Origin of the sequence: Amycolatopsis mongoliensis (assembly GCF_030285665.1) — a bacterium.
Classification (GTDB): domain Bacteria; phylum Actinomycetota; class Actinomycetes; order Mycobacteriales; family Pseudonocardiaceae; genus Amycolatopsis; species Amycolatopsis mongoliensis.
Window position 1 is genome coordinate 1508053 of sequence record NZ_CP127295.1, and the last position, 26062, is coordinate 1534114.

The window sequence follows — 26062 nt, forward strand, 5'->3', positions numbered from 1 at the left end:
CATCTCTGTCAAAACACGTGAGGGCTCGGAGGGCGCTTGCCCTCCGAGCCCCGCACACGTTGTGCGCTACTTCTGCGGCTTGTCCGAAACGGTGATCGCGCCCGAGATGATCTGGGCCTTGTAGCCGTCCAGGACGTCCTTGATGTCGTCGACCTTGCCGCCGGAGGTGGCGTAGCCGACGCCGTCGACCTTGAGGTCGAACCGCTTCGGCAGGGTCGTCAGGTCACCCTTGGCGAGCGCGGTGATGTAGTCGAACACCGCGACGTCGACGCGCTTGAGCATGGACGTGATGATGACGTCCTTGTCGGCCTCGACGGTCTTCTGGTTGTACTGGTCGGAGTCGACCCCGATGGCCAGCGCGTTGCCCGCCTTGGCGGCGTCGAACACGCCCTTACCCGAGGCGCCGGCGGCGTGGTAGATGACGTCCGCGCCCTTGGCGATCTCGGCCGCGGCCTTCGCGTTGCCCTTCGGCGGGTCCTGGAACCCGGAGAAGTCACCGGCCGGCGTGAGGTACTCGTCCTCGATCTTGATCTTGCTCGAAACCGTCTTCGCGCCCTGCAGGAAGCCGGCCTCGAACTTCTGGATCAGCGGGGTGTTGACACCGCCGACGAAGCCGATGTGGCAGCTCTTGCTCTTGTACGCGGCGGCGACGCCGGCCAGGAACGAGCCCTGCTCCTCGGCGAAGACCAGCGGCGTGACGTTCGGGAGCGTGATGGAGTCGTCGTCGACGATCGCGAACTTGGTGTTCGGGTACTTGGCGGCGACGGCCTTGACCGACGGCGCGTAGGCGAAGCCGACCGCGATGATCGGGTTCAGGCCCGAGGAGGCCATCTGGTCGAGGCGCTGCTGCTTGGCCGACTCGGCCTCGCTGGCGGACGCGGTGCTCTCGTTGACCGTCGTCACGCCGAGGTCGGACTTCGCCTTGTCGGTGCCCGCGGCGGCGGCGTCGTTGAACGACGCGTCACCCCGGCCGCCGACGTCGAACGCCAGGCCGATCTTCAGCTTGCTGCCGTCGACCTTGCCGCCGGCCGCGGCCGTGCTGCTCGACGCGGCGGGCGCCGCGGGCGGCTTCTGCGCGGTGACGCAGTCCGAACCGCCCGACGAAGGCGCGGCGCTGTTGTTGCTGCTACCACCGCTCGAGTCCTTGGCGCACCCGGCCAGGGTGAGCACCCCGGCCATGGCCACGGCGGCCAGCGCGGTTCCACGCATGCGACGCAACGTGTGTCTCCCTCCCCGCTGATCCAGCGGATGGTCAAGGGCACGACCCGGCCCACTGCCGGGTCGACCGCCAGACCGTACCCAACGGACAGGAATGCGCCATAGGAACGGCACGCTACGTAACACAAACGTTTACTCAGCAGTCTCGCGCGCAACGGACCGGACACTGCCCGTGATCATCGGGCCGCGCGGGACCCTACTTTCGGCGGGTTCGGCGTCTCAGGGACGGCCGAAATGCCATTTTGTGTCACTCAGTGTGCCGAACTGACCGAAGGGTGGGCCAGCGCGGTCACTCTGTGAGATGACGGCCATTCAGGCGCAGGTGAGCCGCGCCGCGGCCCAGTCGCCGCGGTCGTAGGAGTTGCCGTAGCCGCCGTCGGTGACCACCAGCCGCAGGTACTGCGCGCCGCCCAGGCCCGCCGTCAGCGGGACCGCCGGGTCCTGCCACGTCCGGACGCCGGTCGCGGCGACCCGGGCGCCGTCCGCGTAGACCTCGAACGTCGCCGAGCCCTGCTTGTTCGTCGCCTCGCGTTCGTCGTCGACGCCGACGTCCGCGGTGAACGCCGTGCAGCGACCGCCCAGGTAGAGGACGACCTCGCTCGGCGCGTGGGCGCCGAGGCCTTCGGGTAGCCGACGCCGTTGATCGTCAGGGGCTTCCCGTCGCCCGCCGGGATGCTGCCGTTGGACATGTCGCGCTCGACCGGGCCGTAGCCGTTCTTCTCCGCCGCCCAGCGCAGGTCGCTGGCCCAGGCCGGACCGGCGGGTGGCGCCGCGGGCACCGTCAGCTGCTGGTCGCCGGCCCAGCTCACCTGGCCGAACCCGATCGTGCGGTAGGTGACGCCGCCGCGCAGGACCGCCGTCGTGACTTCGGTTCCGGCCGGCGGCGTGACCCGCCAGCGTGCTGCAGCCTGGTCGCCGGTGCCGAGCACGAACGCCCGTGGCCGGGACCGCTGCTCGACGCGCCAGCCGGCGGGCGCGGTCAGCGTGACGCGAGGGTCGAACACGGGGACGCGGGCCTCGTCGGCCGCGGACACCGTGACCTCGAACGGCTTCCCGGCGGGCGTGATCTCGCCCGGCACGCCGGGCACCGGCGCGGCCAGTTCGATGCCGGTGCTCACGAGCGGCGCGTCCCGCAGCCGGGAACCGCCCGCGTGGACCCGGTACACGACCGTCGCGTGCGGCCGGACGACCGCGGAGATCCGGCCGGCGGTCTGGAGGTCGCGGTGGGCCCAGAGGTCGCGGGCGGAGTAGCCGGCGGCCGCCGGGAGGCCCACGGCGGCCCCGGTGGTGCCGATCGTCGCGCCGGCGGAAGTCTCGTTGAAGAGCGCGACCGCGACGTCGCCGTTCGCCAGGGGCTCGGCGAAGACCCAGTGACCGTCCTGGTTGGACAGCACGCGTGCCTGGACGCCGCGGCGGTCCTGGTCGAGGGCGATGACCTCGGCGTTGCGCAGGACGTCGAAGTCCGCCGGCGACACCTTGCGCAGGTCGGCGCCGATGAGCAGCGGGGCGGCCATCATGGCCCACAGCGAGAAGTGGGACTCGTACTCCTCGGTCGTCATGCCGCCGTTGCCGACCTCGAGCACGTCGGGATCGTTCCAGTGGCCCGGCCCGGCGTAGGGCGCGAGCGGCGCGTTCGCCTTGAGGATCTGGACCATCTTCGCCCAGTTGTCCTTGATGTCGCCGGTCGTGCGCCACAGGTGGCCGACGTCCGCGCCCCACTCCCACGGCTTGTTCTCGCCCCACTCGCAGAGCGAGTACACGATCGGGCGACCGGTCTTCGCCAGCGCGTCGCGCATCTTCGGGTAGCGCTCGAGCGCGGGCCTTCCCTCGTTGTTGCAGTTGTCGTACTTGAGGTAGTCGACGCCCCAGTCCGCGAACGTCCGCGCGTCGGCGTCCTCGTGGTCGAGCGCGCCGGGCTGGGTCTTCGCGCAGGTCAGCGTGCCCGCACTGGTGTAGATGCCGAACTTGAGGCCCTTCGAGTGGACGTAGTCGGCCAGCGCCTTGATCCCGTTCGGGAACCGCGTCTTGTTCGCCTGCATCCGGCCTTCGGCGTCGCGCACCGGCTCGGCCCAGCAGTCGTCGACGTACTGGTAGCCGGCGGCTTTCAGGCCCTGGGCGACGAAGATGTCGGCGGTGTCGCGGATGATCCGCTCGTCGACCGCGCAGCCGGTGGTGTTCCAGTTGTCGAAGCCCATCGGCGGGGTGAGCGCCAGTCCGTCCGGCACTGCCCCGGCGGGCGTGACCACCGCCACGGGAAGCAGTGCCGCGACGGCGATCACCAGGACGAGTCGTCTCACCAGAACGTCACCCCATCGTGAGAGATCCGATGTATGCGGCAGCGACAGTAGGAACGAGCCGACGGTTGGTCAACAACAAACCGGATACACCAGTCTTCTGGTCTAGTGCACCAGATATCAGATGGCGAAGAGATCAGATCTCCGGTGATCACGACGGGTCGCGACGCCGCACGGCCGAGTGCGCTGCGCCACACCGCCGGGTGGCGGCACAGCAGTACCGGTGTCTGGTCCATCACAGAGGGGAACCCGGAGGTGAGCCGCGTGCCGGGTGCGGGTCTAGCATCCGATTCATCCAGGCTCGATGACGTTGATCTCGGCAAGTCCGGCCGTTCCGGCGCGACTGCGGACCTCACCGGCCACCGGGCGCACAGTCAGACGTTGGAGGCCGTTCACCGATGTCCACCACGGCGAGCACTGCCACAGCGGCAGGGGCGAGCGATCGGGCGGGTGCCTCACGCCGGCAGGGGACCTTCTACCGGGGCGACCCCGGCATGTGGTCCTGGGTGCTGCACCGCATCACCGGCGTGCTCACATTCTTCTTCCTGTTCGTGCACGTGCTCGACACCGCGCTGGTGCGCGTGTCGCCGAACACCTACGACCAGGTCATCGAGACCTACAAGACCCCGATCGTCAACCTCCTGGAGGTCGGCCTGGTCGGCGCGGTGCTGTTCCACGCCCTCAACGGCATCCGCGTCATGCTGGTCGACTTCTGGTCGAAGGGCCCGAAGCTGCAGAAGGCCATGCTCTGGGTGATCGGCGTGGTCTGGGTCGTCGTGATGGTCCCCGGTGCGTTCTTCATGCTGAAGCGCACCGTCGAAACGCTCTTCGGGGGTAACTGACATGGCCGACCTCGCCTTCGCGAACCCCCGCGCGCCGAAGCGTCCCGCCGCCCGCCGGAGCAACTTCGAGCTCTACAGCTGGCTGTTCATGCGGATCTCCGGCCTCGCCCTGATCATCCTGGTGCTCGGTCACCTGCTGATCATGAACATCCTCGACGGCGGTGTGCACCGGATCAACTGGGGCTTCGTCGCCGGCCGCTGGGCCTCGCCGTTCTGGCAGTTCTGGGACCTGGCCATGCTCTGGCTGGCCGAGATCCACGGCGGCAACGGGCTGCGCACCATCATCGACGACTACGCGCGCAAGGACAGCACGCGGTTCTGGCTGAAGATCCTGCTCTACGTGTCCATGGCGCTGATCCTGGCCGTCGGCACGATGGTGATCTTCACCTTCGACCCGAACATGCCCGCGAACTGAAGCCACGGAGACTTTTCCCATGCAGTTCCACAAGTACGACGTGGTGATCGTCGGCGCCGGCGGCGCCGGGATGCGCGCGGCCATCGAGTCCGGCCAGCGCACCCGCACCGCGGTCCTCACCAAGCTGTACCCGACCCGGTCCCACACCGGCGCGGCCCAGGGCGGCATGTGCGCCGCGCTGGCGAACGTCGAAGAGGACAACTGGGAGTGGCACACCTTCGACACGGTCAAGGGCGGCGACTACCTCGTCGACCAGGACGCCGCGGAGATCATGGCCAAGGAGGCCATCGACGCGGTGCTCGACCTGGAGAAGATGGGCCTGCCGTTCAACCGCACGCCCGAGGGCAAGATCGACCAGCGCCGGTTCGGCGGCCACACGCGTGACCACGGCAAGGCCGCGGTGCGCCGCGCCTGCTACGCCGCGGACCGCACCGGCCACATGATCCTGCAGACGCTGTACCAGAACTGCGTCAAGTACGGCACGGAGTTCTTCAACGAGTTCTACGTGCTCGACCTGATCCTGTCGGAGGACGACAACGGCAACCCGGTCGCCTCCGGCGTCGTCGCCTACGAGCTGGCCACCGGCGAGTTGCACGTCTTCCAGGCGAAGTCGATCGTGTTCGCCACCGGCGGCGCGGGCAAGATCTTCAAGACGACGTCGAACGCGCACACCCTCACCGGTGACGGCCTCGGCATCATCTTCCGCAAGGGCCTGCCGCTGGAGGACATGGAGTTCTTCCAGTTCCACCCGACCGGCCTCGCGGGCCTGGGCATCCTGATCTCCGAAGCCGTCCGCGGCGAGGGCGGGATCCTGCGCAACGCGTCCGGCGAGCGGTTCATGGAGCGCTACGCCCCCACCATCAAGGACCTCGCGCCGCGCGACATCGTGGCGCGCTCGATGGTGCAGGAAGTGCTGCAGGGCCGCGGCTGCGGCCCGAACAAGGACTACGTCGTCCTCGACGTCACGCACCTGCCGGTCGAGGTCCTCGAGACCAAGCTGCCGGACATCACCGAGTTCTCCCGCACCTACCTGGGCGTCGACCCGGTGAAGGAGCCGGTGCCGGTGTTCCCGACCTGCCACTACGTGATGGGCGGCATCCCGACCAACGTCCACGGCGAAGCGCTGCGGGACAACGAGAACGTCATCCCCGGCCTGTACGCCGCGGGCGAGGTCGCGTGCGTGTCCGTGCACGGCTCGAACCGCCTGGGCACGAACTCGCTGCTGGACATCAACGTGTTCGGCCGCCGCGCCGGCATCGCCGCGGCGGAGTACGCGCTGGCGCACGAGCACGTCGAGCTGCCGGAGAACCCGACCGCGCTGGTCGAGGAGCAGCTGTCGGGCCTGCTGTCGGAGCACGGTGACGAGCGCGTCGCCGACATCCGCAAGGAAATGCAGCAGACGATGGACTCGCACGCGTCGGTGTACCGGACCGAGGACACGCTGAAGCAGGCGCTGACCGACATCCAGGCGCTGAAGGCGCGGTACCAGCGGATCACGGTGGCGGACAAGGGCAAGCGGTACAACACCGACCTGCTCGAGGCCGTCGAGCTGGGCTTCCTGCTGGAGCTGGCCGAGGTGCTGGTCGTGGGCGCGATCGCGCGCAAGGAGTCCCGCGGCGGCCACGCGCGCGAGGACTACCCGACCCGCGACGACACGAACTTCATGCGGCACACCATGGCCTACAAGCAGGGCACCGGGCTGTCCTCGGACATCCGGCTCGACTACAAGCCCGTGACCTTCACCCGCTACGAACCGATGGAGCGGAAGTACTGATGACCACCGCTACTGCCGATCCGGCTGTCGCTGCTTCCGACGAGCACACCCCGATCACGGTCACGCTGAAGATCCTGCGGTTCAACCCGGAGGTCGACACCGAGCCGCACTGGGAGTCCTACGACGTCCCGGCGCAGCGCACCGACCGGCTGCTGAACCTGCTGTTCTACGTCAAGGACTACATCGACGGCACGTTCTCGTTCCGCCGTTCGTGCGCCCACGGCGTGTGCGGGTCCGACGCGATGCAGATCAACGGCATCAACCGGCTGGCGTGCAAGGTCCTGATGAAGGACCTGCTCGAGAAGGACGGCAAGAAGACCACGATCACGATCGCCCCGATCAAGGGCCTGACGACGTTGAAGGACCTCTACGTCGACATGGACCCGTTCTTCGAGGCGTACCGGGCGATCAAGCCGTACCTGATCAACTACAGTCCCGAGCCCACCCGCGAGCGTCTCCAGTCCCAGGCCGACCGGGACCGGTTCGACGACACGACGAAGTGCATCCTTTGCGCGTGTTGCACGTCGTCGTGCCCGGTGTACTGGAACGACGGGTCGTACTTCGGCCCGGCGGCGATCGTGAACGCGCACCGGTTCATCTTCGACTCCCGCGACGAGGGGGCCGAGGAGCGCCTGGACATCCTGAACGACGGCGAGGGCGTGTGGCGCTGCCGCACGACGTTCAACTGCACGGACGCTTGTCCCCGCGGGATCCAGGTGACGAAGGCGATCCAGGAAGTGAAGCGAGCCCTGCTCTTCAAGCGCGTCTGACACTTGCCTCAGTTCAAGGCCGTGAATGTCGCATTGAGAGACTTAGAGTCTCTCAATGCGACATTCACGGCCTTCTGAGTTATCCACATGGGGTGGGTTATCCACAGGCTGGTCGATTAGCGCTGGCACGGACGTGCGGACGCAACGCACGATCGAACAATGCCGAGGCGAGGGAGATGGGCCGAGCACCCCGAACTGCTCAGGGAACGAAGCCGGGAAGGTGTGATCAGGGCACTCACGCTGGAGTCCTTGGGCATGAGCAGCAAAGTCATCTACCGAAGGTGCCTGCCCGGTGGTCCTTGGCAACGCCTGCTTCCGGGAATCATCGTGCTGCACAACACCACACCGACGACCCGCGAGCAGCTCCTGGGCGCCCTGGTGTACGCCGGGCCGAAGTCCATGGTCACCGGAGCAGCGGCGTGCCGGCAGTACGGGCTGCGAGTGCCCGCTGTGTTTCCCGCCCGTGACGTGCATCTGCTGATTCCCCAGCAGCACAAGGCAACGAGCACCGAATTCTTGACCGTCGAACGGACCTGGCGGCTGCCGGCTCCGCACCTGCGTGAAGGCATTCCGCTGGCACCCCTGGTCCGAGCGGTCACCGACGCGGCCCGCCGGATGCGCACCGAGGAGCCGGTCGGCGAGCTTCTGGTGGAAGCGCTCCAGCGCGGGCGATGTTCGCCGGGTGCGATCAACGCCGAACTGGACAGAGGCACCAAGCGCGGCACTGCGTTACCCCGAAGGCTTCTGGCCGAGTGGCTGGACCTTCGGTCCGTCGCCGAAGCCCGGGCCAAAGAGCTCAGCAGACGGCTGGCGATCCCACCGTCCCATTGGAATCCTGAGGTCCACGACGCGGCCGGCACCTACATCGGCCGGCCGGACGGATGGTGGGACGATGTCGCTCTGGCTTGGGAAATCGACTCCGTCGACTTCCACTTTTCCCGCGACGGTTACGCCCGCACATTGCGGCGGAACAGCCGGTACGCAGCAGCTGGGATCTCGGTGGTTCCGACGCTTCCATCGCGCTTGCGAGACGACCCCGGTGGAGTCCTGGCAGAGCTGGAAGCCGCCTACAGAGCGGCGGCAGCTCGCCCACGCCCGCCCGTCTTCCTCCCCCGGCAGGCGGCCTGAAAAAGCCGTGAATGTCGCATTGAGGGACTCTAAGTCCCTCAATGCGACATTCACGGCTTTGAAACTGCGGTAGGACTCAGCGCACCGCGTCCAGGGCGTTGACCAGGCCGTGGCCGTAGTACGAGTTGTTCTTCGCCGGCCCCGTGCACTCCGTCTCCGCCGACGCGCACTTCACCGGGTCCGCCTCGCCCGTCAGCACCCGGGCCAGCAGCTGCGGCGGCAGCCCGCGGAAGCGAGACGCCAGCAAAGCGGCAACCCCCGCCGCGTGCGGCGAAGCCATCGATGTCCCGCACTTCGAGCCGTACAGACCGCCGAACACCGTCGTCGACAGCGGGCACGACGGGCCCTCGCCCGCAGGCGGCAGCTGCGAGAAGTCGCCGCCCGGTGCCGTCACGTCGATCTCGCCGTAGTTGCTGAACGACGACTTCGTGCCCCCGTAGCCCACCGACGACACCGTCACGACCCCGTCGATCGCCTTCGGCAAGATGCCGCACGACTTGTCCACCGGGTGCGGACGATTCGGATCTGTCGTCTGAGAAGTCGTGTCGAAGCCCGAGTTGCCCGCCGCCGAGACGTTCAGGACCCCGTGACGCGTCGAGAACTCGATCGCGCGGCGGACAGCCTCAAAAGCAGCAGCGTCGCCCGGTTCGCGGGAGCAGAAGAACATGCCCGGGTCGATGTAGTAGCTGTTGTTCGTCACCGGGAAGCCGTGCTTCGCCGCCCACACGAACCCGCAGACCGCCGACTCCGGGAAGATGTAGCCGTCGTCGTTGACCACCTTCACCGACGCCAGCTTCACGCCCGGTGCGATGCCTGTGAAGCCCGCCGCCGGGTCCTTGCCCGCGATCGTGCCCGCCACGTGCGTTCCGTGGTCGGACGTCGTCGGGGCCCACGACGCCGGTGAGGTGTCCGCCGCCCCCGTGGTGCAGCCCGCCGATTCCGAGGGCGAAACGGCGGCGTGAAGGGCCGGGTGCGTCGCGTCGATGCCCGAGTCGAGCACGCCGACCGTCACCGCGCGGCTGCCCTGGTACTTCTTGTTCGCCTCCGGCGCGTGGATCGCCTTCATGTCCCACTGCTGCGCCGACAGGTCGCCCGCCGCGGCCGTCGAGCGCGTGTCCTCCAACGTCCGCACAGCGCCCAAGGAGCGAGCCGCGGCCCCCGAAGAAGAGGCCACGTCCTTTCCGCCCGAATACGCCCGGTAGACGCCGATCTTCTGCTGGAAGTCCGCGTTGCGCGAACTGGCGATCGCGACGCCGATCTCGCCGTAGTACGCCACCTTCGTGCCGCACTTGGCCGCCAGCTCCTTGTCGACCGCCGAAGCGCGCGTGCCGGGCTGGTAGGTCACGACGTAGGTGTACGGCGTGCTCGTCGTGTCACAGGCGACCGGCGCGGCCTCGGCGGCGGGCGCCGCGGCGAACAGGCCGCCCCCGACGGCCAGCACGAGCGGAGCCGCCATTCGGCGTAAACGGGACATTCCACCTCCAGAGTCAGTGGCGTCAACCTAAACCGGCCCCGGAGACCGCGCCACCGACCAAAGTCAGGAGGAGACCCGCGAACGCACCCCGCGCCAGCCCAGCACGCCGATGATCGTCCCGAGCACGAACGACACGACCGTCAGCACCGCGTGCACCACGAAGTACGCGGTCGGCGAGCCGTCGGGCGTCCAGGACCGGTCGCTGTCCCACAGGTTCTTGGCGAAGGTGATCCAGATGATCCACGACCACACACCGAAGGCCAGCAGGAACAGCGAGGTGCCTCGCGAAATGCGCATGCCCCTGAGTATGCGACCCGCGCCTCGGCGCTAGATTGCGTGGGTGCACTCCGCTGTCTCCCGGTCGCTCAAGGTCCTCACGACGACGCTCGCCGCCGCCCTCCTGGCCCTGAGCAGCCCGGCCCTCGCGGCCGCGGCGCCGCAGCAGGGCCAGTGCGCGAACCGCCAGGCCCCGCCCGCCCCCGTCGACACGTCGGAGAGGCCCGCGCCCGGCAAGCAGGCCCCGCCCCCGCTGGCCGTGCCCGCCGTCCCGGCCGGCGGCCCGCGGATGGCCGAGTGCGGCCTGGTCACCCCGGACGGCGCGCTCAACCCGCCGGACGGCACCACCGCGGCGTCGTGGGTGGTGCAGGACCTCGACACCGGCGCGGTCATCGCGGCCAAGGACCCGCACGCCCGCGAGCGGCCCGCGTCGCTGATCAAGACGCTGCTCGCGCTCGTCGTGGTCACCCAGTTGAGCCCGCAGCAGGTCATCGTCGCGACGAAGGAGGACGCCGAGCAGGAGTGCACCTGCGTCGGGCTCGTCGCCGGCGGTCAGTACACCGTCGACCAGCTGCTGCACGGCCTGCTGATGCACTCGGGCAACGACGTCGCGCACGCGTTCGCCACGGCGCTCGGCGGGGTCGACGCCGCGGTGACCAAGATGAACGCGCTGGCGGCCCGCATCGGCGCGCACGACACACGCGCCGCCACGCCGTCGGGGCTCGACGGGCCGGGCATGTCGACCTCGGCCTACGACCTGAGCCTGATCTTCCACTACGCGATGAAGCAGCCCGAGTTCGCGAAGGCCGTCGCGACGAAGAACTTCGAGATCCCGGCGACCGGCGGCAAGCCGGCCATCCCGGTCTACAACGACAACAAGCTGCTCGGCGTCTACCCCGGCTTCCTCGGCGGCAAGACCGGCTTCACCGACGACGCCCGCCACACCTACGTCGGCGCGGCGCAGCAGAAGGGCAAGCGGCTCGCGGTCGTCCTGCTGCGCGCCGAGCAGAAGCCGACGAAGGTCGTCGACCAGGCGGCGAAGCTGCTCGACTACGGCTTCGCGCTGGAGGCCGACCGCGCCGTGCCGGTCGGCCAGATCAGCTACCAGGCCCCGGTGGCGACCGAGACGGGCAGCACGCCGACCGTGCTCCCCGACGGCAGCGTCAGCAGCGGGACGTCCACGGCCGCGGCGGCCAAGGAGGACCCGTTCGGCGTCACCGGCTGGATCATCACGCTGGTGGTGTTCCTGATCATCGTCGGCGGGTTCGTGGTCGGGCACCAGCGCAGGAAGGCCGCGAACTAGCGGTATCCGGGGCCGGGCTCCGGGGTCACCCGGTCGGTGGCGATCGCGCCGCCGCAGTGTCCACACGCGACGTAGGTCTCGGAGACCTCGCCACAGTCGTTGTGCCGCAACAGGATCGGCGGTCCTTCCGGGCCGGCGAGGTGCTTGTCACCCCACTGCATGAGCGTGACGACCGCGCCGAAGAGGTCCCGCCCGGCCTGCGTGAGGTGGTATTCGGGGCGATCCGGCACTTCTTCGACGCGCGCCAGCACGCCCGCCTCGACGAGGGTCTTCAGCCGGGCGGACAACGTCGGGCGCGGGATCGACAGGTTGCGCGCGAACTCGCCGTAGCGCCGCACGCCGAAGAACGTCTCGCGCAGGATGAGCAGGCTCCACCGCTCGCCGACGAGGTCGAGCGCGCGCCCGACCGAGTCCGCGGTGAAGCGGTGGGTCAGGTCGCTCACAGCGCCAGCACCAGCTTGCCGGTGTTCTCGCCGCGGAAGAGCTTGAGCAGCGTTTCCGGGAACTTCGCGATCCCGCCCACGACGACGTCTTCGCGCGACTTCAGCACGCCTTCGCGCAGCCACCCCGCCAGTGCTTCGATCGCCTCGGGGAACCGGTCGGTGTAGTCGAAGACGACGAACCCGGTCATCGACGCGCGCCGCACCAGCAGCTGCATGTAGTTGGCCGGGCCGCGCGGCCCTTCGGTGCTGGTGTACTGGGAAACCGCGCCGCTGAGGACGACCCGCGCACCGCGCGCGAGCCGAGCGAGGCCCGCTTCGAGGACTTCGCCGCCGACGTTGTCGAAGAAGACGTCGATCCCGTCGGGCACGTGCTCCTTGAGGTCCGCGCGGACGTTCCCGGCGCGGTGGTCGACGGCGGCGTCGAAGCCGTACTCCTCGACGAGCATCCGGCACTTCTCCGGCCCGCCGGCGATGCCGACCACGCGGCAGCCGTGGATCTTCGCGAGCTGGCCCGCGACGATCCCGACCGAACCGGCCGCGGCGGACACCACGACGGTCTGGCCCGGCTCGGGACGGCCGACGTCGAACAGCCCGAAGTACGCGGTGATCCCGCTGATCCCCAGCGTGCCGAGGAACGTCGGCGCCGGCGCGACCGCCGTGTCGACGATCGTGACGCCCTTGCCGTCCGAAACGGCGTAGTTCTGGACACCGAAGGTGCCGAAGACGTCCTGGCCGGCCTTGAAGGCGGGGTGGCGCGACTCGACGACGCGGGCGATCCCGGCCGCGCGCATGACTTCGCCGATCCCCACCGGCGGCACGTACGACCGGCCGGCGTTCATCCACGTGCGCATCGCGGGGTCCAGCGACAGGTACCGGACCTCGACCAGGAACTCCCCCTCGCCGGGCGCCGGGACGGCTTCCTCGGTGTACTGCCAGTCGGTGTCCTTCGGCAGCCCGGCGGCCGGGCGGGCGGCGAGGCGGTACTGGGCGTTGACGGGCACGGGACTCCTCAGAGCTGTTCGGTGCGGGCGGGGACACCCAGTAGCAGCTTGCCGGACAGCTCGAAGCTGGCCGGGTTGACCTGGAAGTGGGCGGTCGCCGTGTGGGCGTCGCGGAAGCGGCGCTGCAGCGGCGAAGTCTCGTAGATCGCCGCGCCGCCGCCCAGGTCGTACATGCTTTCGGCGACCTTCGCGGCGGTGCGCGTGACGTGCGTGGCGGCCAGGCGCAGGCCCAGCTTGAGCGCGTCCGGCACGGGTTCGGTGCCCTGCGCGGCCTGCCAGGCGTCGTCGATGCTGGTGTAGAAGAGCAGCCGCGCCGCGCGCAGGGCGGCTTCGGCTTCCGCGACGGCGGCCTGCGTCGCCGACCGCTCGGCCAGCGACCGGCTGGAGCCGAGGGGTTTCCGCGTCGAGGCGAGCTCGACGAGGTCGTCGATCGCGCCGCGCGCGTTGCCGAGCGCCGCCGCGGCGACCGACAACGCGAAGAAGCCGAAGAGCGGGAAGCGGTGCAGCGCGACGGCGTCCGCGGGCGGGCCGCCCATGACCGAGAAGACGCGGTGCTCGGGGACGAAGAGTTCGTCGGCGACACAGTCGTGGCTGCCGGTGCCGCGCAGGCCGTTGGTGTGCCAGGTGTCGAGCACCTCGATCTCGGCCTTCGGCAACGCGGCGACGTACAGCTCCTTCCGGTGCACGAACCCGGCGAAGAGCCAGTCGCAGTGCGGGATACCGCTGCAGAACGCCCAGCGGCCGGAGACGACGTAACCGCCGTCGACCTTCTCACCGGTTCCGCGCGGCGCCCAGACGCCCGCGGCGACGGTTCGAGGGTCGCCGAAGACCTCCTCGGCGCACTTCCGCGGGGCGTAGGCCGAGAGCAGGCTGCTCGTCACGGCGATCGAGACGCACCAGCCGGCCGAGGCGTCGCCGCGCGCGACCGTCTCGGCGGTTTCGAGGCTGAGCGCGGGCGGCGCTTCGGGGCCGCCCAGGTATCCGGGGACACCGCTGCGCAGGAGCTGGGCGCCGGTCAGCTCGGCGACGAGCTCGGCGGGCAGGGCGCGCTGCCGTTCGGTGACGGGCGCGAGCGTCCGGGCGAGCGCGGCGCATTCACGGGCGGCGTCCAGCATGAAACCTCCGGTTCACATTTCTTACCGGTTCAGTTTCTTTACTGCCCAGCCCACTGTCAAGGCTTGCGACGGCCACCCAGCCACGCGAGCAGCGCCCCGGCGCTGAACGCGCCCGCGACCGCCCCGAGGCCCGGCCCGCGCTGCACGGTGACGTTCTGCTCGAGCCGCACCGGCGCCGGCGGCGCGACGACCTTGCGCTGGTTCTCCTTCGCCGTCGCCGTCCACGCCGTGATGAGCAACAGGAAGCGCGAGACGAGGTTGGCGAACACGAGCAGGCCGATGACCGGCCCGAACAGCGCGGCCGACGGCGACTTCGTGACGCTGGCCAGGTAGATCGACCCGACCTGCTGCAGGATGACGAACCCGACCGCGGCGACCGCGGCCCCCTTGACCGCGCTGCGCAGCGCGACCTGCTCCCGCGGCAGCCGCGCGATCACCCAGAGGAACACGAGGGTGTTGGCGATCAGGCCGAGCACGATCGTCGCCGCCCGGAGCAGGTAGATCGCCCAGGTCTGCTGTTCGAGCCCGACGAGCTCGAGCAGGAACTGCCCGACACCGCCACCGACCGCGGTGAGTGCGAAGGAGACGACGAGCGCGACACCGAGGCCGACGAGCGCGACGAGGTCCTTGAGCGTCGTGGAGACCAGCGGCAGCTGCTGCTTCTCCTGGCCCCACTGCGCGGTGAGCGCGTCCCGCAGGTTCGACATCCAGCCGATGCCGGAGTAGAGGGCGATGAGCAGGCCGAAGATCCCGATCCCGCCGCCGGAGTCCAGCGCGCCCTTGACGATGCCGTTGACGAGCTCCTGCAGGCCTTCCGGCACGGAGCCGTTGATGCCGTCGGTGATCTTCTTGATGATCGCCTGGTCGTGGTTGACGACCAGCCCGACCACGGCGAAGGCGACCATGAACAGCGGGAACACCGACAGCACGCTGAAGTAGGTGATCGCGGCGGCGTAGTGGTTGCCGTACCGCTCGGTGAAGGCCTCGTTCGCCCGGATCAGGTGATCGAGCCACGGGTGCTTCCGCCGCAGCCGCGGCAGGAGCTTTTCCTTCGTTTCTTCGTTCGCCACTGTGGAACGCTAACCACGCCCGGTGACTCCCGCAACGCGAGCGGTTCACGTGAGGGAGGCGAGGAGCTCCTCGTACGTCGTCTCCCCGCGGAGGATCGACGCCCGGGGGCGCGTCGCGGCGTACTCCGCCACGCGGTCGTAGGCCGCCGCGAGGTCCTCCTCCGTGAGCGGCGCCGCCGTCTCGACTTCCGACGAACCGCGCGCGGCGAAGCGCCGGCGTACCTCCTCGCGGCCGGGCAGGAGCACGATCTCGTGGAAGCTCGCGCCGGTCTCGGCGGCCAGCGCTTCGAGCCGCTCGGCGAACCCCGGCCGGGCCAGCAGCTGCGGCACCACGACGTCGTGGCCCGCGGTCAGGTGCGTCCGCGCCGCCGCCACCGCGAGGTCGCGCGCCAGCAGGCCGGCCGCACCGGCGTTCTCCCGCCAGCCGCCGACCATCGCGCGGACGCGGTCCACGTCCAGGGCGAGCGCCGGCGGGTGGGCGTCGGCGTAGCGCCGGGCGAGCGTCGACTTGCCGCTGCCCGGCGGGCCGTTCAACAGGATCAGCTTCACCGCACCGGCGAAAGGAACCCGATCCGCTGGTACGTCTTGGCCAGCGTCTTCGAGGCCACGTCGCGGGCGCGCTCGGCACCCGTGGCGAGGACCTTGTCCAGCTCCGCCAGATCGTCCAAATAGGACTTCGCGCGCTCCTGGATCGGGGTCACCCACTCGACGAACACCTCGCCGAGGTCCTTCTTCAGGTCGCCGTAGCCCTTGCCCTCGTACGCCGCTTCGAGGTCCGCGATCGTCCGGTCGGTCAGGGCCGAGTAGATGGTCAGCAGGTTCGAGACGCCCGCCTTGTTCTCGGCGTCGAACCTGACCTCGCGGCCGGTGTCGGTGACCGCCGAGCGGATCTTCTTCGCCGAGCGCTTCGGGTCTTCGAGCAGTTCGATGAGCCCGTTCGCCGCGGACGCCGACTTGCTCATCTTGCTCGTCGGGTCCTGCAGGTCGTAGATCTTGGCGGTGTCCTTGATGATGTACGGCTCGGGCACGACGAACGTCTTGCCCAGCCGGTTGTTGAAGCGCTGCGCGAGGTCGCGCGTCAGCTCCAGGTGCTGGCGCTGGTCCTCGCCGACCGGGACGGCGTCGGCCTGGTAGAGCAGGATGTCCGCGGCCTGCAGGACCGGGTAGGTGAAGAGGCCGACGCTGGAGCGGTCGGACCCCTGCTTCGCGGACTTGTCCTTGAACTGCGTCATCCGGCCGGCCTCGCCGAAACCGGTCTGGCATTCGAGGACCCAGCTCAGCTGGGCGTGCTCCGGGACGTGGCTCTGCACGAAGAGAGCGCTGCGCTGCGGGTCGATGCCGATGGCGAGCAACTGGGCGGCCGAGACGCGGGTGCGCTGCCGCAGCACCTTCGGGTCCTGCTCGACGGTGATGGCGTGCAGGTCGACCACGCTGTAGAAGGTCTCGTGCGTGTCCTGCAGCCGTACCCACTGGCGCAGCGCGCCAAGGTAGTTGCCGAGGTGGAACGAGTCGGCGGTGGGCTGGATCCCGGACAGGACCCGCGGACGGCGTTCGGCTGCGACGGTCTGCTCTTCGGACACGGGAGGATTCTTCCAGGCCGGGACGCGCGGCGGGTGCCGAGGGGGTTCAAGCTGGGGATTCTTCCAAGCCCGGGCGTGCGGCGGGCACTGACGAGGTCGAGGTGGGGCGCGCGTGGACCCGGGTTGCTTTGGGGCGTTGGCAGGTCGGCACCAGCGCGCCCGGACGCACCGAACGCCACATTGGGTGCGTCCAGCGCACCGAACGCCACATTGGGTGCGACCAGGGCACTGAACGCCGTTGGGGGATGGTTTCGTGGTGCCGACGGGCCGAGCGAGGGGCACCTACCGCCGGACGGGGTGAGCCGAGGCATCTGCGGCGCTGCGGCGCCGAGCCGGGAGCGCCTCAGGCGTGCGGGCGCTGGGTGAGGAACGGGCGGGTCGGCGTGGCGTCGGGCTCGCCGAGGACGGCTTCGGCCATGGCCGTGACCGGGCCGGGAGCTTCGGGGACGGCCGGGGCGGCTTCGGCGACGCGGGCCTTCCGGCGCTGGCGCAGCACACCCAGCGTCATGCCGACGATGCCGAGCGCGACCGCGACCAGCCCGACGGGGCCGAGCACGCCGAAGCTCTCCGCGTTGGTGTCCGCCTGCGCGGTCACGACGTCGGCGAACGCGTCGCCGCCGCCGGCCAGGAGCAGCGCGGCCGGGACGAGCGCGACCACCGCGACCGCGCGGAAACCGCGCAGCGTGGATCGCATCAGGCTTTGACCTGGGTTGCGCACCGGAGTGCCTCCCGCGAGTGACGAGCGAAACGCTCACCCATCCGAGTGAGACGCTGCGTGCTACTGGTCAAAAAACTACCGAGCGTGTCAAGACCTGTCGGTACCGACCCGCTCGGGGGCCGAGACTAGTGCCCAACCAGTAACACGATCCGGGCACCCCCACGGTTCACTTCGATCACCCAAGCGGGTGTTGCGGAAGGCGGAACGCTCACACCGAGAGTAGAGCGTGACCGATCCGTGTCCGGCCACCCGTCACCCGTTCATCGCAAAATCGCCTCACGCCCTGCCGTTCGTCGCAGCCAGGACTGCTCCGATCGCGTCCTCTTATTCGGAAAACTTTTCACTCGATGGCGATTGGTCTATACCTCTTGGAGTAGCCCATTCGGCTCGGTCGGACCGCGCACGACCGGCGTGATCAAGAGGAGTCCCGAATGTCGATTGCCCGGTTCCTGAAGCGCACCGGCGTGGCGGTGAGCGCGCTCGCCGCGGCGGCCGCCGCCGTCGTGCTCCCGGCCACCACCGCGTCCGCCGCGGCGGATGCCTCCTTCGTCGTCAGCGAAGCCCAGTTCAACCAGATCTTCCCGAACCGCAACAGCTTCTACACCTACAGCGGCCTGACCGACGCACTGTCGGCCTACCCCGGCTTCGCCAACACCGGCGACGACACGGTGAAGAAGCAGGAAGCCGCAGCGTTCCTGGCGAACGTCAACCACGAAACCGGCGGTCTGGTCTACGTCGTCGAGCAGAACACCGCGAACTACCCGCACTACTGCGACGCGAGCCAGCCCTACGGCTGCCCCGCCGGCCAGGCCGCCTACTACGGCCGTGGCCCGATCCAGCTGAGCTGGAACTTCAACTACAAGGCCGCCGGCGACGCCCTCGGCATCGACCTGCTCAACAACCCTTACCAGGTCGAGCAGAACGCGGCCGTCGCCTGGAAGACCGGCCTCTGGTACTGGAACACCCAGACCGGCCCGGGCACCATGACCCCGCACGACGCGATGGTCAACCAGCGCGGCTTCGGCGAGACCATCCGCAGCATCAACGGGTCCATCGAGTGCAACGGCGGCAACCCGGCGCAGGTGCAGAGCCGGATCGACAAGTACAGCCAGATCACCGGGATCCTCGGGGTCCCGACGGGCGACAACCTCTCCTGCTGAGCCGGGCGCGGCGAGAAGGGCCTTCCCGGCTTCCGGCCGGGGAGGCCCTTTTTGGTGTCAGACCTGGGGATCGAGGTGACCCAGGAGCTTGCGCAGGACGTCGTCGAGCAGGCCCAGCTCCTTTCCGGACAGTCCCGACAGCAGTTCGGAGACGTTCGCGGTGTGCTCGGTCATCGCGGCGTCGACGGCGTCGAAACCCTTGTCCGTCAAGCGGATGCGGAAGCTGCGGCGGTCGTTCGGGTCCAGCGCGCGCTCGACGAACCCGGCCTTCTCCAGCCGATCGAGGCGGCTCGTCATGCCGGCGCGGGACATCATCAGCGTCGCGGACAGCTCGGACGGGATCAGCGTGTAGGGCTTCCCGGACCGGCGCAGTGCGGCCAGGACGTCGAACTCTCCCCGTTGCAGGCCGAACTTGCCGAACACCCGCTCCTGGGCCGGGCCGAGCACCAGCGCCAGCCGGCCCATCCGGCCGGCCACGCCGATGGCGGCCAGGTCGAGGTCGGGGCGTTCGCGGTGCCAGGCCGACACGACGGCGTCGACGGCGTCTTCGTCACTCACGCCGCCCACTCTATTCGACGCCAGCACTATTCGCTGCCTGATAGTTTGACAGCGAACTATCAGGCGTGGAACCATCTTGGGCATGACGACATTGCTGGTACGCCACGACGAAGCCGAGCAGCTCGGCTCGACCCCCGACACGATGACCCTGCTCGCGGACGTCTCCCAGACCGGCGGGCACCTGAGCACGAACCGCGCTTCCCTGGGCCGCGGGCGCGATGGCGCGACGCCGCACTTCCACACCTCGTCGGCCGAGATGTTCTTCATGCTGGACGGGGAGCTGGAGGTCCTGAACGGCGAAGACGTCGTGACGGTCCGGACCGGCGACATGCTGTTCGTGCCGCCGCACACGAACCACGCGTTCGGCGCGACTCCACGGTCGGGCGCGGACGTGCTGATCGTGTTCACGCCCGGCGTCGAGCGCTTCGAGTACTTCCGGATGATCGACCGGATCCGGCGCGGCGAGGCGTCGCCGGCGGAGATCCTGGCGTCGCAGGACCGGTTCGACAACCACTTCGTGGACAGCGCGGCCTGGCGCGCGGCCCGCGCGGCCTAGATGTCGTAGGTGGCGGTGACCGGCGCGTGGTCGGACCAGCGCTGGTCGTAGGCGGCGGCGCGCTCGACGACGACGTCGACGACCTTCTCGGCGAGGCCCGGGGTCGCGAGCTGGCAGTCGATGCGCCAGCCGGAGTCGTTGTCGAAGGCCTGGCCGCGGTAGGACCACCAGGTGTAGGGGCCGGGGCCTTCGGGGTCGAGGCGGCGCTGGACGTCGGTGTAGCCGGCTTCGGTGTAGACGCGGCCGAGCCAGGCGCGTTCCTCGGGGAGGAAGCCGGAGTTCTTGCGGTTGCCGCGCCAGTTCTTGAGGTCGACGGTGTCGTAGGCGATGTTCCAGTCCCCCACGACGACGACCTCGCGCCCGGCCGCGGCGGCCTTCGCACGGAGTTCGACGAGGTAGGGCAGGAACGCGGCCATGAAGCGCTCCTTCTCGTCCTGGCGCTCGGTGCCGACGTCGCCGCTGGGGAGGTAGAGGCTGGCGACGACGACGTCCGGCAGGTGGACTTCGAGGTAGCGGCCGCTGTCTTCGAACTCGGGCTCCCCGAAGCCGATCCGGACTTCTTCGGGCTCGGTGCGGCTGTAGATCGCGACGCCGTTGCGCCCCTTGACGGCGGAGGGGGCGTGCACCGAGAACCACCCTTCGGGCTCGACGACCGCCGCGGGCAGCTGCTCCGCCGTGGCGCGCACCTCCTGGCAGCAGACGACGTCCGCCTTCGTGGCGGCGAGCCACTCGACGAAGCCCTTTTTGGCGGCGGCGCGGAGGCCGTTGACGTTCACGGTGGAGACGGTCAGCACGTGCTGCACGCTACCCGGCAGAACTCACGTGCCCGCCGGTGGCCGCTCTGCCAGACTGCCGGGCATGGGTGAGCTGACGGTGCTCGGCAGCTGCGGCGCGTTCCCGGAGCCCGGGCGGGCGTGCGCGGGGTTCCTGTTGTCGCACAACGGATTCCGCGTCGTCCTCGACCTCGGGTACGGCGCGGCGTCGCGCCTGTTCGCGCACGGAATGCCCGACGCCGTGGTGGTGACGCACGAGCACCCCGACCACTGCGCGGACGTGAGCGCGCTCGGGCGGGCCTGGCACTACACGGTCCAGGCCGGCAGCGGGTCGCCGCGATTGCCGTTGCACTGCACGCCCGGCACGGTCCGGCGCCTGGCGGCGATGGAGCCGCGGCCGGACCCGGCGGAGCTGTTCGAGGTGCACGACCTCGGCGACCCGGCCGACGTCGGACCGTTCCGGCTCACGACGTACGAGCTGCCGCACTACCTGCCGAACTTCGGCGTGCGGCTGACGGCGCCCGGGCTCACGGTGGCGTACACCGGGGACACGGGACCCTCGCCGGCCTTGGCGGACCTCGGCCGCGACGCGGACCTGTTCATCTGCGACGCCACCCTCCGCACCCCACCGGCGGAGGGAGAGCCCCGATTCCTGATGACCGCGGCGGAGGCGGGCCACTGGGCCGAGCGGGCCGGAGCGCGCCGGCTCATGCTGACCCACTTCTGGCCGGGCACCGACCGCGCGGCAGCCGCCGCCGAGGCACGCGCCGAGTTCGGCGGCGAGGTGCTGGTCGCGGAAGAGGATTTGGCCGTCGCGCTCTGACGCCAAGGCGGGCGCAGCTTTCGCTCGCAAGGGCGCGGCTGTCTTGCCTAGGTACAGCGCCGCCTGCGCGCAGCTGCAGCCCGCGCGCTCGCAGCTTCCCCCGCTTGGGCGCGGCCCTCGCTTGCCCAGGCACAGCGCCGCCTGGGCGCAGCTTCACCCGCCTGGGCGCAGCTTCAGCCCGCGTGCCCGTAGCTTCACCCGCCCGGGCGGGACTCTCGCCACCTGGGCGCGACTCTCGCTCGCGCAACCCTCACCGCCCTGGGTGCAGCTTCGCCCACCTGGGATCGGCCTTGATGGCCGCTTGCCCAGCCGCTCCAGCCGTCGTCTCGGCGGTCCGAAGGAATCCGCCCCACGCGCTCCGACCCCCGTCCGAGCGCGGTCCCCGGGCTTCCTCCTCCGGCACCCGCCGATCCGCCGCACACCGCTGAACCCTTCCGCCCGCGGAACTCCCCCTGGAGACCCCGCGGACACCGCTTCAGCCCATGCCGCATTCAGTTGTCGCCCGTCCCCGGACGTCGCCGCACCTCCCCTCACCTGCATCTTCTGACCCGGCAAGTTCTACCAGCGACCACCGACAAAAACCGCGCCTTGACACTCGAAGCTACGGTCATTAGCTTTAAAGCTATGTCAAGTAGCCACCGCGATGTCTCCTAGGGCGGGCCTGACCACCGAGTCGGTGGTCGACCTCGCCCTCGAGATCGTCGACGAAGCCGGTGCCGAAACCCTGACCCTCGCCAAGGTCGCCGGACGCGCCGGAGTCGCCGCACCCTCGCTCTACAAGCACGTCAGGAACCTCGCCGACCTGCGCCGGCTCATCGATCTCAGAGTCGTCCAGCAGATGGCCGAGGCACTGAGAACCGCCGCCACCGGGCGCGAAGGCGCGGACGCCGTAAAAGCCCTCGCCGACGCCTACCGCGCCTACCTGCGGCGCCACCCGCACCGCACCAACGCCCTGACCACCGCCCCCGACGCATCGGACACCGAACTCAGCCGGGCCACCCACGCCGTCGCCGAGGTCGTCTTCGCCGTGCTCCGGCCGTTCGGCTTCGACCACGTCCAGGCCGTGCACGCCACCCGCTGCCTCCGGGCCGCTGTCCACGGCTTCGCCGGACTCGAAGCGTCCGGCGGCTTCGGGCGGCCCGAAGACGTCGACCAGAGCTTCGAAGTCCTCAAAACCCTGCTTGTCCAAGGCCTCACGAACTACGCGGAGAAATCATGAGCTTCCTCCTCGCCGTCCTCCTCTTCACCGTCGGGCTCGGCGTGCTCGACGCCCGCTTCCCCTGGACGGAGGCCCGCAGATGATCGCCGGGCACTTCGGGCTCGCGGCCGCCGTCAAGGCGGGCCGGCCGGCCATTCCCGTGTGGACACTCATGCTCGCCACCGCCTGGCTCGACGTCGTCTTCGTGCCGCTCTACCTCAGCGGTATCGAGACGGTCGACGGCACGGGCTACGGCGGCGGCGTCATCCACGCCGACTACACGCACTCGCTCGTCGGCGCGCTCGTCCTCGCGGCCCTCTTCGGCGCCGTCGCCGCGTGGCGGCTCGGCCGGGAAGCCGGGCTCGTCCTCGGCGGCGTCGTCTTCTCGCACTGGCTGCTCGACCTCGTCGTGCACCGCGCCGACCTGCCGATCCTGCCCGGCAACGCCGGCGACCTGCCCACGTTCGGCTTCGGGCTCTGGCGGCTGCCCGCCGTCTCGGCCGTCGTCGAACTGCTGATGCTGGCGATCGGCATCGGCCTCTACTGGCGCGCCGCCGCGAAGCGCGACCCGAAGCGCGCTCGCACGCTGGGCCTGTCCGCCGCGGCGTTCGGCATCGTCACCCTCGCGGCGGACCTGCTCGGCGTCTGAAGGATCAGCAGGCGGAACCGGCGACCGGCTCGGTGAACGCGGCGGCCACCCACTTGTCGTCGGCCACCTTCCGGAAGCCGTTCTGCACGCCCGGCAGCGCGTCGAACTGGGCGTCGCGCAGGTACTTGCCGACGATCTTCGCGTTGCCGTCGGCCGTCTCACGGGCGTTGAGGACGTCCGCGGTCACGGTCACCTTGCACCCGGTGGCCGATGCTCCCGAGGCCTGCTTGTTCGTGTTCATCACGTAGACGACGATGACCAGGACGATGGCGCCCAAGATGATCAGAGTCTTCTTCGACATGCCTTCCTCCAACCGCGTGCCCCGTCCCCCGCCAAGGGTAGGCAAACCTTTACCCAAACCAACAGCGCTGGACGTAGCAACCACCCGGAGGCGCCAGTCCGCCTCGCCCGCCGGTGACGCGCTGTGCACGAAAGAGCCCCCTTCCCGGCGGACCGGGAAGGGGGCTCCTGCACGGGAACTCAGCCCTGGGCGATCTTCTTCGCCAGGTTGTCGTCCAGCGTCGCGAGGAACTCCTCGGTCGTCTGCCACGGCTGGTCCTTGCCGATGAGCAGCGCGAGGTCCTTCGTCATCTGACCGCTCTCGACGGTCTCGACGACGACCTGCTCCAGCTTGTGCGCGAAGCCGATCAGCTCCTGGTTGCCGTCCAGCTTGCCGCGGTGCTCGAGACCCCGGGTCCACGCGTAGATCGACGCGATCGGGTTCGTCGAGGTCGGCTTGCCCTGCTGGTGCTGGCGGTAGTGCCGGGTGACCGTGCCGTGCGCGGCCTCGGCCTCGACGGTCTTGCCGTCCGGCGTGCGCAGCACCGACGTCATCAGGCCGAGCGAGCCGAAGCCCTGCGCGACCGTGTCGGACTGGACGTCACCGTCGTAGTTCTTGCACGCCCAGACGTAGCCGCCCTCCCACTTCATCGCCGCGGCGACCATGTCGTCGATCAGGCGGTGCTCGTAGGAGATGCCCTTGGCGTCGAAGTCGGCCTTGAACTCGTTCTGGAAGATCTCCTCGAACACGTCCTTGAACTGGCCGTCGTAGGCCTTGAGGATGGTGTTCTTGGTGGAGAGGTAGACCGGCAGGCCGCGGTCGAGGCCGTACTGCAGCGAGGCGCGCGCGAAGTCTTCGATCGACTTCTTGAAGTTGTACATCCCCATCGCGACGCCGCCGCCCTCGGGGAACTTCGCGACCTCGAACTCCATCGGCTCGGAGCCGTCGTCCGGGGTGTAGCTGATGGTCAGCGTGCCCGGGCCGGGGACCTTGAAGTTGGTCGCCTTGTACTGGTCACCGTGGGCGTGGCGGCCGATGATGATCGGCTTCGTCCACGTCGGCACCAGCCGCGGGATGTTCTGGATGACGATCGGCTCGCGGAAGATCACGCCGCCGAGGATGTTGCGGATCGTCCCGTTCGGGGACAGCCACATCTTCTTGAGGCCGAACTCTTCGACACGCGCCTCGTCCGGGGTGATCGTCGCGCACTTGACGCCCACGCCGTGCTTCTTGATCGCGTTCGCGGAGTCGATCGTGACCTGGTCGTCGGTGCGGTCCCGCTCCTCGATGCCCAGGTCGTAGTAGTCCAGGTTCACGTCCAGGTACGGGTGGATCAGCTTGTCCTTGATGAACTGCCAGATGATGCGGGTCATCTCATCGCCGTCGAGTTCGACGACGGTGCCCTGGACCTTGATCTTGGCCATGAGCAGCGGTGCTCCTTCCGCGGATCTTCGCGTTCTTCGATACGTCTCGCCGGTAGCGGTACAAGCGTACTGCTTGACGGAGCTGGATGGTTCCAGTAGTGGTCGGTATCAAGTCTCCACCCGCCGGTTGTGGCACGAATCACGGGGCGGCGGGATGCTGGACGGGTGGCTACCAGGGCGTTCGTCGCCGTCGCGCTGTTCGCCGCCGCCTGCACCACGCCCCCGGCCGGGCCACCCCGGCTCGCGCCGTACGCCGACTGCGCCCACCCGCCGTCGCCGGACCAGGTCCACCAGGGCCTGCAGGGCCCGTCGCGAGGCGGGACGGCGGTGGCCCTGCTGTTCTCCGAAGTCCCGATGAAGGCCGGTGACGAGCAGAAGATCGTCTGGCGCGTCACCGGCACCGGGCCGATCAGGATCTTCGCGACCGGCCCCGCCGCCCAGGTGGTCCAGCCGGTGTGGGGTCCGGAGGAACACGGCGGCTCGACCTTCGCCTACCCCGGCGGCGAATGGGGCGTCGGCTTCCGCTTCACCGCACCGGGCTGCTGGACCGTGCACGTGGCCCGCGACGACGTCGAAGGGTCGCTGAGCCTGCCGGTGACCTGATCCGACCGCTCGCCGAGCGATCGTCGCGCCGAAGGGTGAACCAAGGCACGATGCCATCCGTGAACTCATCATGCGGGAGGTGACGGCCATGTCGACCCATCGGTACGCCGAGTACGAAGACGACTACGAGGACTACGACGACACCACTGACGTGCTCGACGAGCGGCCGCGCCGCGGCGTCGCCCACCTGGTCAGCGCGCTGGGCGGGCTGCTGCTCACGCCGGTCGCGCTGGGCCTGCTGAGCTGGGGCGGGCTGCGCCAGCAACAACTGATCCAGGCCACGCTGAGCACCAACCGCGACTCGCTGGGCATCGCGCTGCTGGCCGGCGGGGCGATCCTGCTGCTCGTCGTCGCGTCGCTCGGCGCGCTGTCGGCGGTCGGCCCGATCCTCGGCGGCCTGATCTACGGCGTGCTGCCCGGGGTCGCGGCGATGGCCGTGCCCGACTGGGGCTTCCGGCTGGTGAACCTGATGCCGAAGAGCGACATCGCGTACGGCGTCATGGACTTCCTCTTCATCGGCGGCCTGCTGGGCGTGGGCTTCCTGCTGGTCGGGAGTGGGCTGGCCAACGCACTGGTGCGGCGGCGCCGGGAGGCCTGAACCGGGCCGATGGGATCAT

General features: G+C 69.6%; 27 protein-coding genes and 1 pseudogene. 13 read left to right on the forward strand and 15 right to left on the reverse strand.

The genetic code is table 11. The features are described 5' to 3' along the window. Positions 1–66: 66 nt before the first annotated feature. Both QRX60_RS07040 and QRX60_RS07050 read right to left on the reverse strand, forming a co-directional pair. Positions 67–1209 (reverse strand): BMP family lipoprotein, encoded by a 1143-nt coding sequence (locus QRX60_RS07040; RefSeq protein WP_285999989.1) that lies wholly within the window; start codon positions 1207–1209, stop codon positions 67–69. 321 nt (positions 1210–1530) lie between these two features. Next, a pseudogene (locus tag QRX60_RS07050) lies at positions 1531–3413 on the reverse strand (NPCBM/NEW2 domain-containing protein). A gap of 497 nt (positions 3414–3910) precedes the next feature. Here QRX60_RS07050 and sdhC point away from each other — a divergent pair. The 5 genes from sdhC (at position 3911) to QRX60_RS07075 (ending at position 8441) form a co-directional block, all read left to right on the forward strand. Further along, complete coding sequence (gene sdhC / locus QRX60_RS07055) at positions 3911–4354, forward strand: succinate dehydrogenase, cytochrome b556 subunit (RefSeq protein ID WP_103353015.1); 444 nt, start codon at positions 3911–3913, stop codon at positions 4352–4354. A 1-nt stretch (position 4355) separates the two neighbouring features. Beyond that, complete coding sequence (locus tag QRX60_RS07060) at positions 4356–4769, forward strand: succinate dehydrogenase hydrophobic membrane anchor subunit (protein ID WP_285999990.1); 414 nt, start codon at positions 4356–4358, stop codon at positions 4767–4769. A 19-nt stretch (positions 4770–4788) separates the two neighbouring features. After that, positions 4789–6543, forward strand: coding sequence for a succinate dehydrogenase flavoprotein subunit (gene sdhA, locus QRX60_RS07065; RefSeq protein ID WP_285999991.1), 1755 nt, complete (start codon positions 4789–4791; stop codon positions 6541–6543). Next, positions 6543–7313 (forward strand): succinate dehydrogenase iron-sulfur subunit, encoded by a 771-nt coding sequence (locus QRX60_RS07070; RefSeq protein WP_285999992.1) that lies wholly within the window; start codon positions 6543–6545, stop codon positions 7311–7313. Before sdhA ends, QRX60_RS07070 begins: the two co-directional genes overlap by 1 nt. A 255-nt stretch (positions 7314–7568) precedes the next feature. After that, on the forward strand, positions 7569–8441 hold the full coding sequence (locus QRX60_RS07075; RefSeq protein ID WP_285999993.1) for a hypothetical protein: 873 nt from the start codon (positions 7569–7571) through the stop codon (positions 8439–8441). Positions 8442–8517: 76 nt separating this feature from the next. On the opposite strand, the gene QRX60_RS07080 is transcribed toward QRX60_RS07075, so the two are convergent. Together QRX60_RS07080 and QRX60_RS07085 are read right to left on the reverse strand one after the other, a co-directional pair. Continuing rightward, positions 8518–9915, reverse strand: a complete 1398-nt coding sequence (locus tag QRX60_RS07080) for a S8 family peptidase (protein ID WP_408630213.1) — start codon at positions 9913–9915, stop codon at positions 8518–8520. 63 nt (positions 9916–9978) lie between these two features. Next, positions 9979–10212 (reverse strand): SCO4848 family membrane protein, encoded by a 234-nt coding sequence (locus QRX60_RS07085; protein ID WP_285999995.1) that lies wholly within the window; start codon positions 10210–10212, stop codon positions 9979–9981. Positions 10213–10255: 43 nt separating this feature from the next. Here QRX60_RS07085 and QRX60_RS07090 point away from each other — a divergent pair, with 43 nt between their 5' ends. Next, complete coding sequence (locus QRX60_RS07090; protein ID WP_285999996.1) at positions 10256–11494, forward strand: D-alanyl-D-alanine carboxypeptidase family protein; 1239 nt, start codon at positions 10256–10258, stop codon at positions 11492–11494. Here QRX60_RS07090 and QRX60_RS07095 read toward each other — a convergent pair. The 7 genes from QRX60_RS07095 to QRX60_RS07125 all read right to left on the reverse strand — a co-directional run bounded on the left by QRX60_RS07095 (position 11491) and on the right by QRX60_RS07125 (position 17397). Next, a complete protein-coding gene (locus QRX60_RS07095) occupies positions 11491–11937 on the reverse strand; it encodes a winged helix-turn-helix transcriptional regulator (RefSeq protein WP_285999997.1) in 447 nt (148 codons plus the stop codon). The two genes, QRX60_RS07090 and QRX60_RS07095, sit on opposite strands and share 4 nt — an antisense overlap. Continuing rightward, a complete protein-coding gene (locus QRX60_RS07100) occupies positions 11934–12938 on the reverse strand; it encodes an NADP-dependent oxidoreductase (protein WP_285999998.1) in 1005 nt (334 codons plus the stop codon). The genes QRX60_RS07095 and QRX60_RS07100 overlap by 4 nt, the downstream gene beginning before the upstream one ends. Before the next feature lie 8 nt (positions 12939–12946). Further along, positions 12947–14053 carry an acyl-CoA dehydrogenase family protein gene (locus QRX60_RS07105; protein WP_285999999.1) on the reverse strand — a complete coding sequence of 369 codons (1107 nt, stop codon included), beginning with the start codon at positions 14051–14053 and terminating at the stop codon, positions 12947–12949. A gap of 56 nt (positions 14054–14109) precedes the next feature. Next, positions 14110–15123: an inner membrane protein YhjD gene (yhjD, locus tag QRX60_RS07110; protein WP_286000000.1), complete on the reverse strand. Its 1014-nt coding sequence runs from the start codon at positions 15121–15123 to the stop codon at positions 14110–14112. A 45-nt stretch (positions 15124–15168) separates the two neighbouring features. Next, entirely contained in the window at positions 15169–15672 is a 504-nt protein-coding gene (locus tag QRX60_RS07115) for an ATP-binding protein (RefSeq protein WP_286000001.1), read from the reverse strand. Beyond that, positions 15669–16703, reverse strand: a complete 1035-nt coding sequence (gene trpS / locus QRX60_RS07120; protein ID WP_286000002.1) for a tryptophan--tRNA ligase — start codon at positions 16701–16703, stop codon at positions 15669–15671. The genes QRX60_RS07115 and trpS overlap by 4 nt, the downstream gene beginning before the upstream one ends. 343 nt (positions 16704–17046) lie before the next feature. Beyond that, positions 17047–17397, reverse strand: a complete 351-nt coding sequence (locus QRX60_RS07125; RefSeq protein WP_286000003.1) for a hypothetical protein — start codon at positions 17395–17397, stop codon at positions 17047–17049. Positions 17398–17852: 455 nt separating this feature from the next. Between QRX60_RS07125 and QRX60_RS07130 the strand changes: the two genes are divergently transcribed. Next, entirely contained in the window at positions 17853–18581 is a 729-nt protein-coding gene (locus QRX60_RS07130) for a chitinase (protein ID WP_286000004.1), read from the forward strand. A gap of 57 nt (positions 18582–18638) precedes the next feature. On the opposite strand, the gene QRX60_RS07135 is transcribed toward QRX60_RS07130, so the two are convergent. After that, a complete protein-coding gene (locus QRX60_RS07135) occupies positions 18639–19139 on the reverse strand; it encodes a MarR family winged helix-turn-helix transcriptional regulator (RefSeq protein WP_286000005.1) in 501 nt (166 codons plus the stop codon). 82 nt (positions 19140–19221) lie between these two features. On the opposite strand from QRX60_RS07135, the gene QRX60_RS07140 reads away from it, so the two are divergent. Then, positions 19222–19695, forward strand: coding sequence for a cupin domain-containing protein (locus QRX60_RS07140; protein WP_286000006.1), 474 nt, complete (start codon positions 19222–19224; stop codon positions 19693–19695). On the opposite strand, the gene QRX60_RS07145 is transcribed toward QRX60_RS07140, so the two are convergent. Next, entirely contained in the window at positions 19692–20498 is an 807-nt protein-coding gene (locus QRX60_RS07145) for an exodeoxyribonuclease III (RefSeq protein ID WP_286000007.1), read from the reverse strand. The two genes, QRX60_RS07140 and QRX60_RS07145, sit on opposite strands and share 4 nt — an antisense overlap. Before the next feature lie 55 nt (positions 20499–20553). Here QRX60_RS07145 and QRX60_RS07150 point away from each other — a divergent pair, with 55 nt between their 5' ends. The 3 genes from QRX60_RS07150 (at position 20554) to QRX60_RS07160 (ending at position 23138) form a co-directional block, all read left to right on the forward strand. Next, positions 20554–21291: an MBL fold metallo-hydrolase gene (locus QRX60_RS07150; protein WP_286000008.1), complete on the forward strand. Its 738-nt coding sequence runs from the start codon at positions 20554–20556 to the stop codon at positions 21289–21291. A 643-nt stretch (positions 21292–21934) separates the two neighbouring features. Beyond that, positions 21935–22510, forward strand: coding sequence for a TetR/AcrR family transcriptional regulator (locus tag QRX60_RS07155; protein ID WP_286000009.1), 576 nt, complete (start codon positions 21935–21937; stop codon positions 22508–22510). 79 nt (positions 22511–22589) lie between these two features. Next, positions 22590–23138: a permease gene (locus QRX60_RS07160; protein WP_286000010.1), complete on the forward strand. Its 549-nt coding sequence runs from the start codon at positions 22590–22592 to the stop codon at positions 23136–23138. 4 nt (positions 23139–23142) lie between these two features. Here the strand turns inward: QRX60_RS07160 and QRX60_RS07165 are convergent, their stop codons facing one another. After that, positions 23143–23439, reverse strand: coding sequence for an SH3 domain-containing protein (locus QRX60_RS07165; RefSeq protein ID WP_286000011.1), 297 nt, complete (start codon positions 23437–23439; stop codon positions 23143–23145). A 179-nt stretch (positions 23440–23618) separates the two neighbouring features. After that, positions 23619–24842, reverse strand: a complete 1224-nt coding sequence (locus QRX60_RS07170) for an NADP-dependent isocitrate dehydrogenase (RefSeq protein WP_286000012.1) — start codon at positions 24840–24842, stop codon at positions 23619–23621. Positions 24843–25007: 165 nt separating this feature from the next. Between QRX60_RS07170 and QRX60_RS07175 the strand changes: the two genes are divergently transcribed. Then, a complete protein-coding gene (locus QRX60_RS07175; RefSeq protein WP_286000013.1) occupies positions 25008–25445 on the forward strand; it encodes a hypothetical protein in 438 nt (145 codons plus the stop codon). An 88-nt stretch (positions 25446–25533) separates the two neighbouring features. After that, entirely contained in the window at positions 25534–26043 is a 510-nt protein-coding gene (locus QRX60_RS07180) for a hypothetical protein (RefSeq protein WP_286000014.1), read from the forward strand. Positions 26044–26062: the final 19 nt, after the last annotated feature.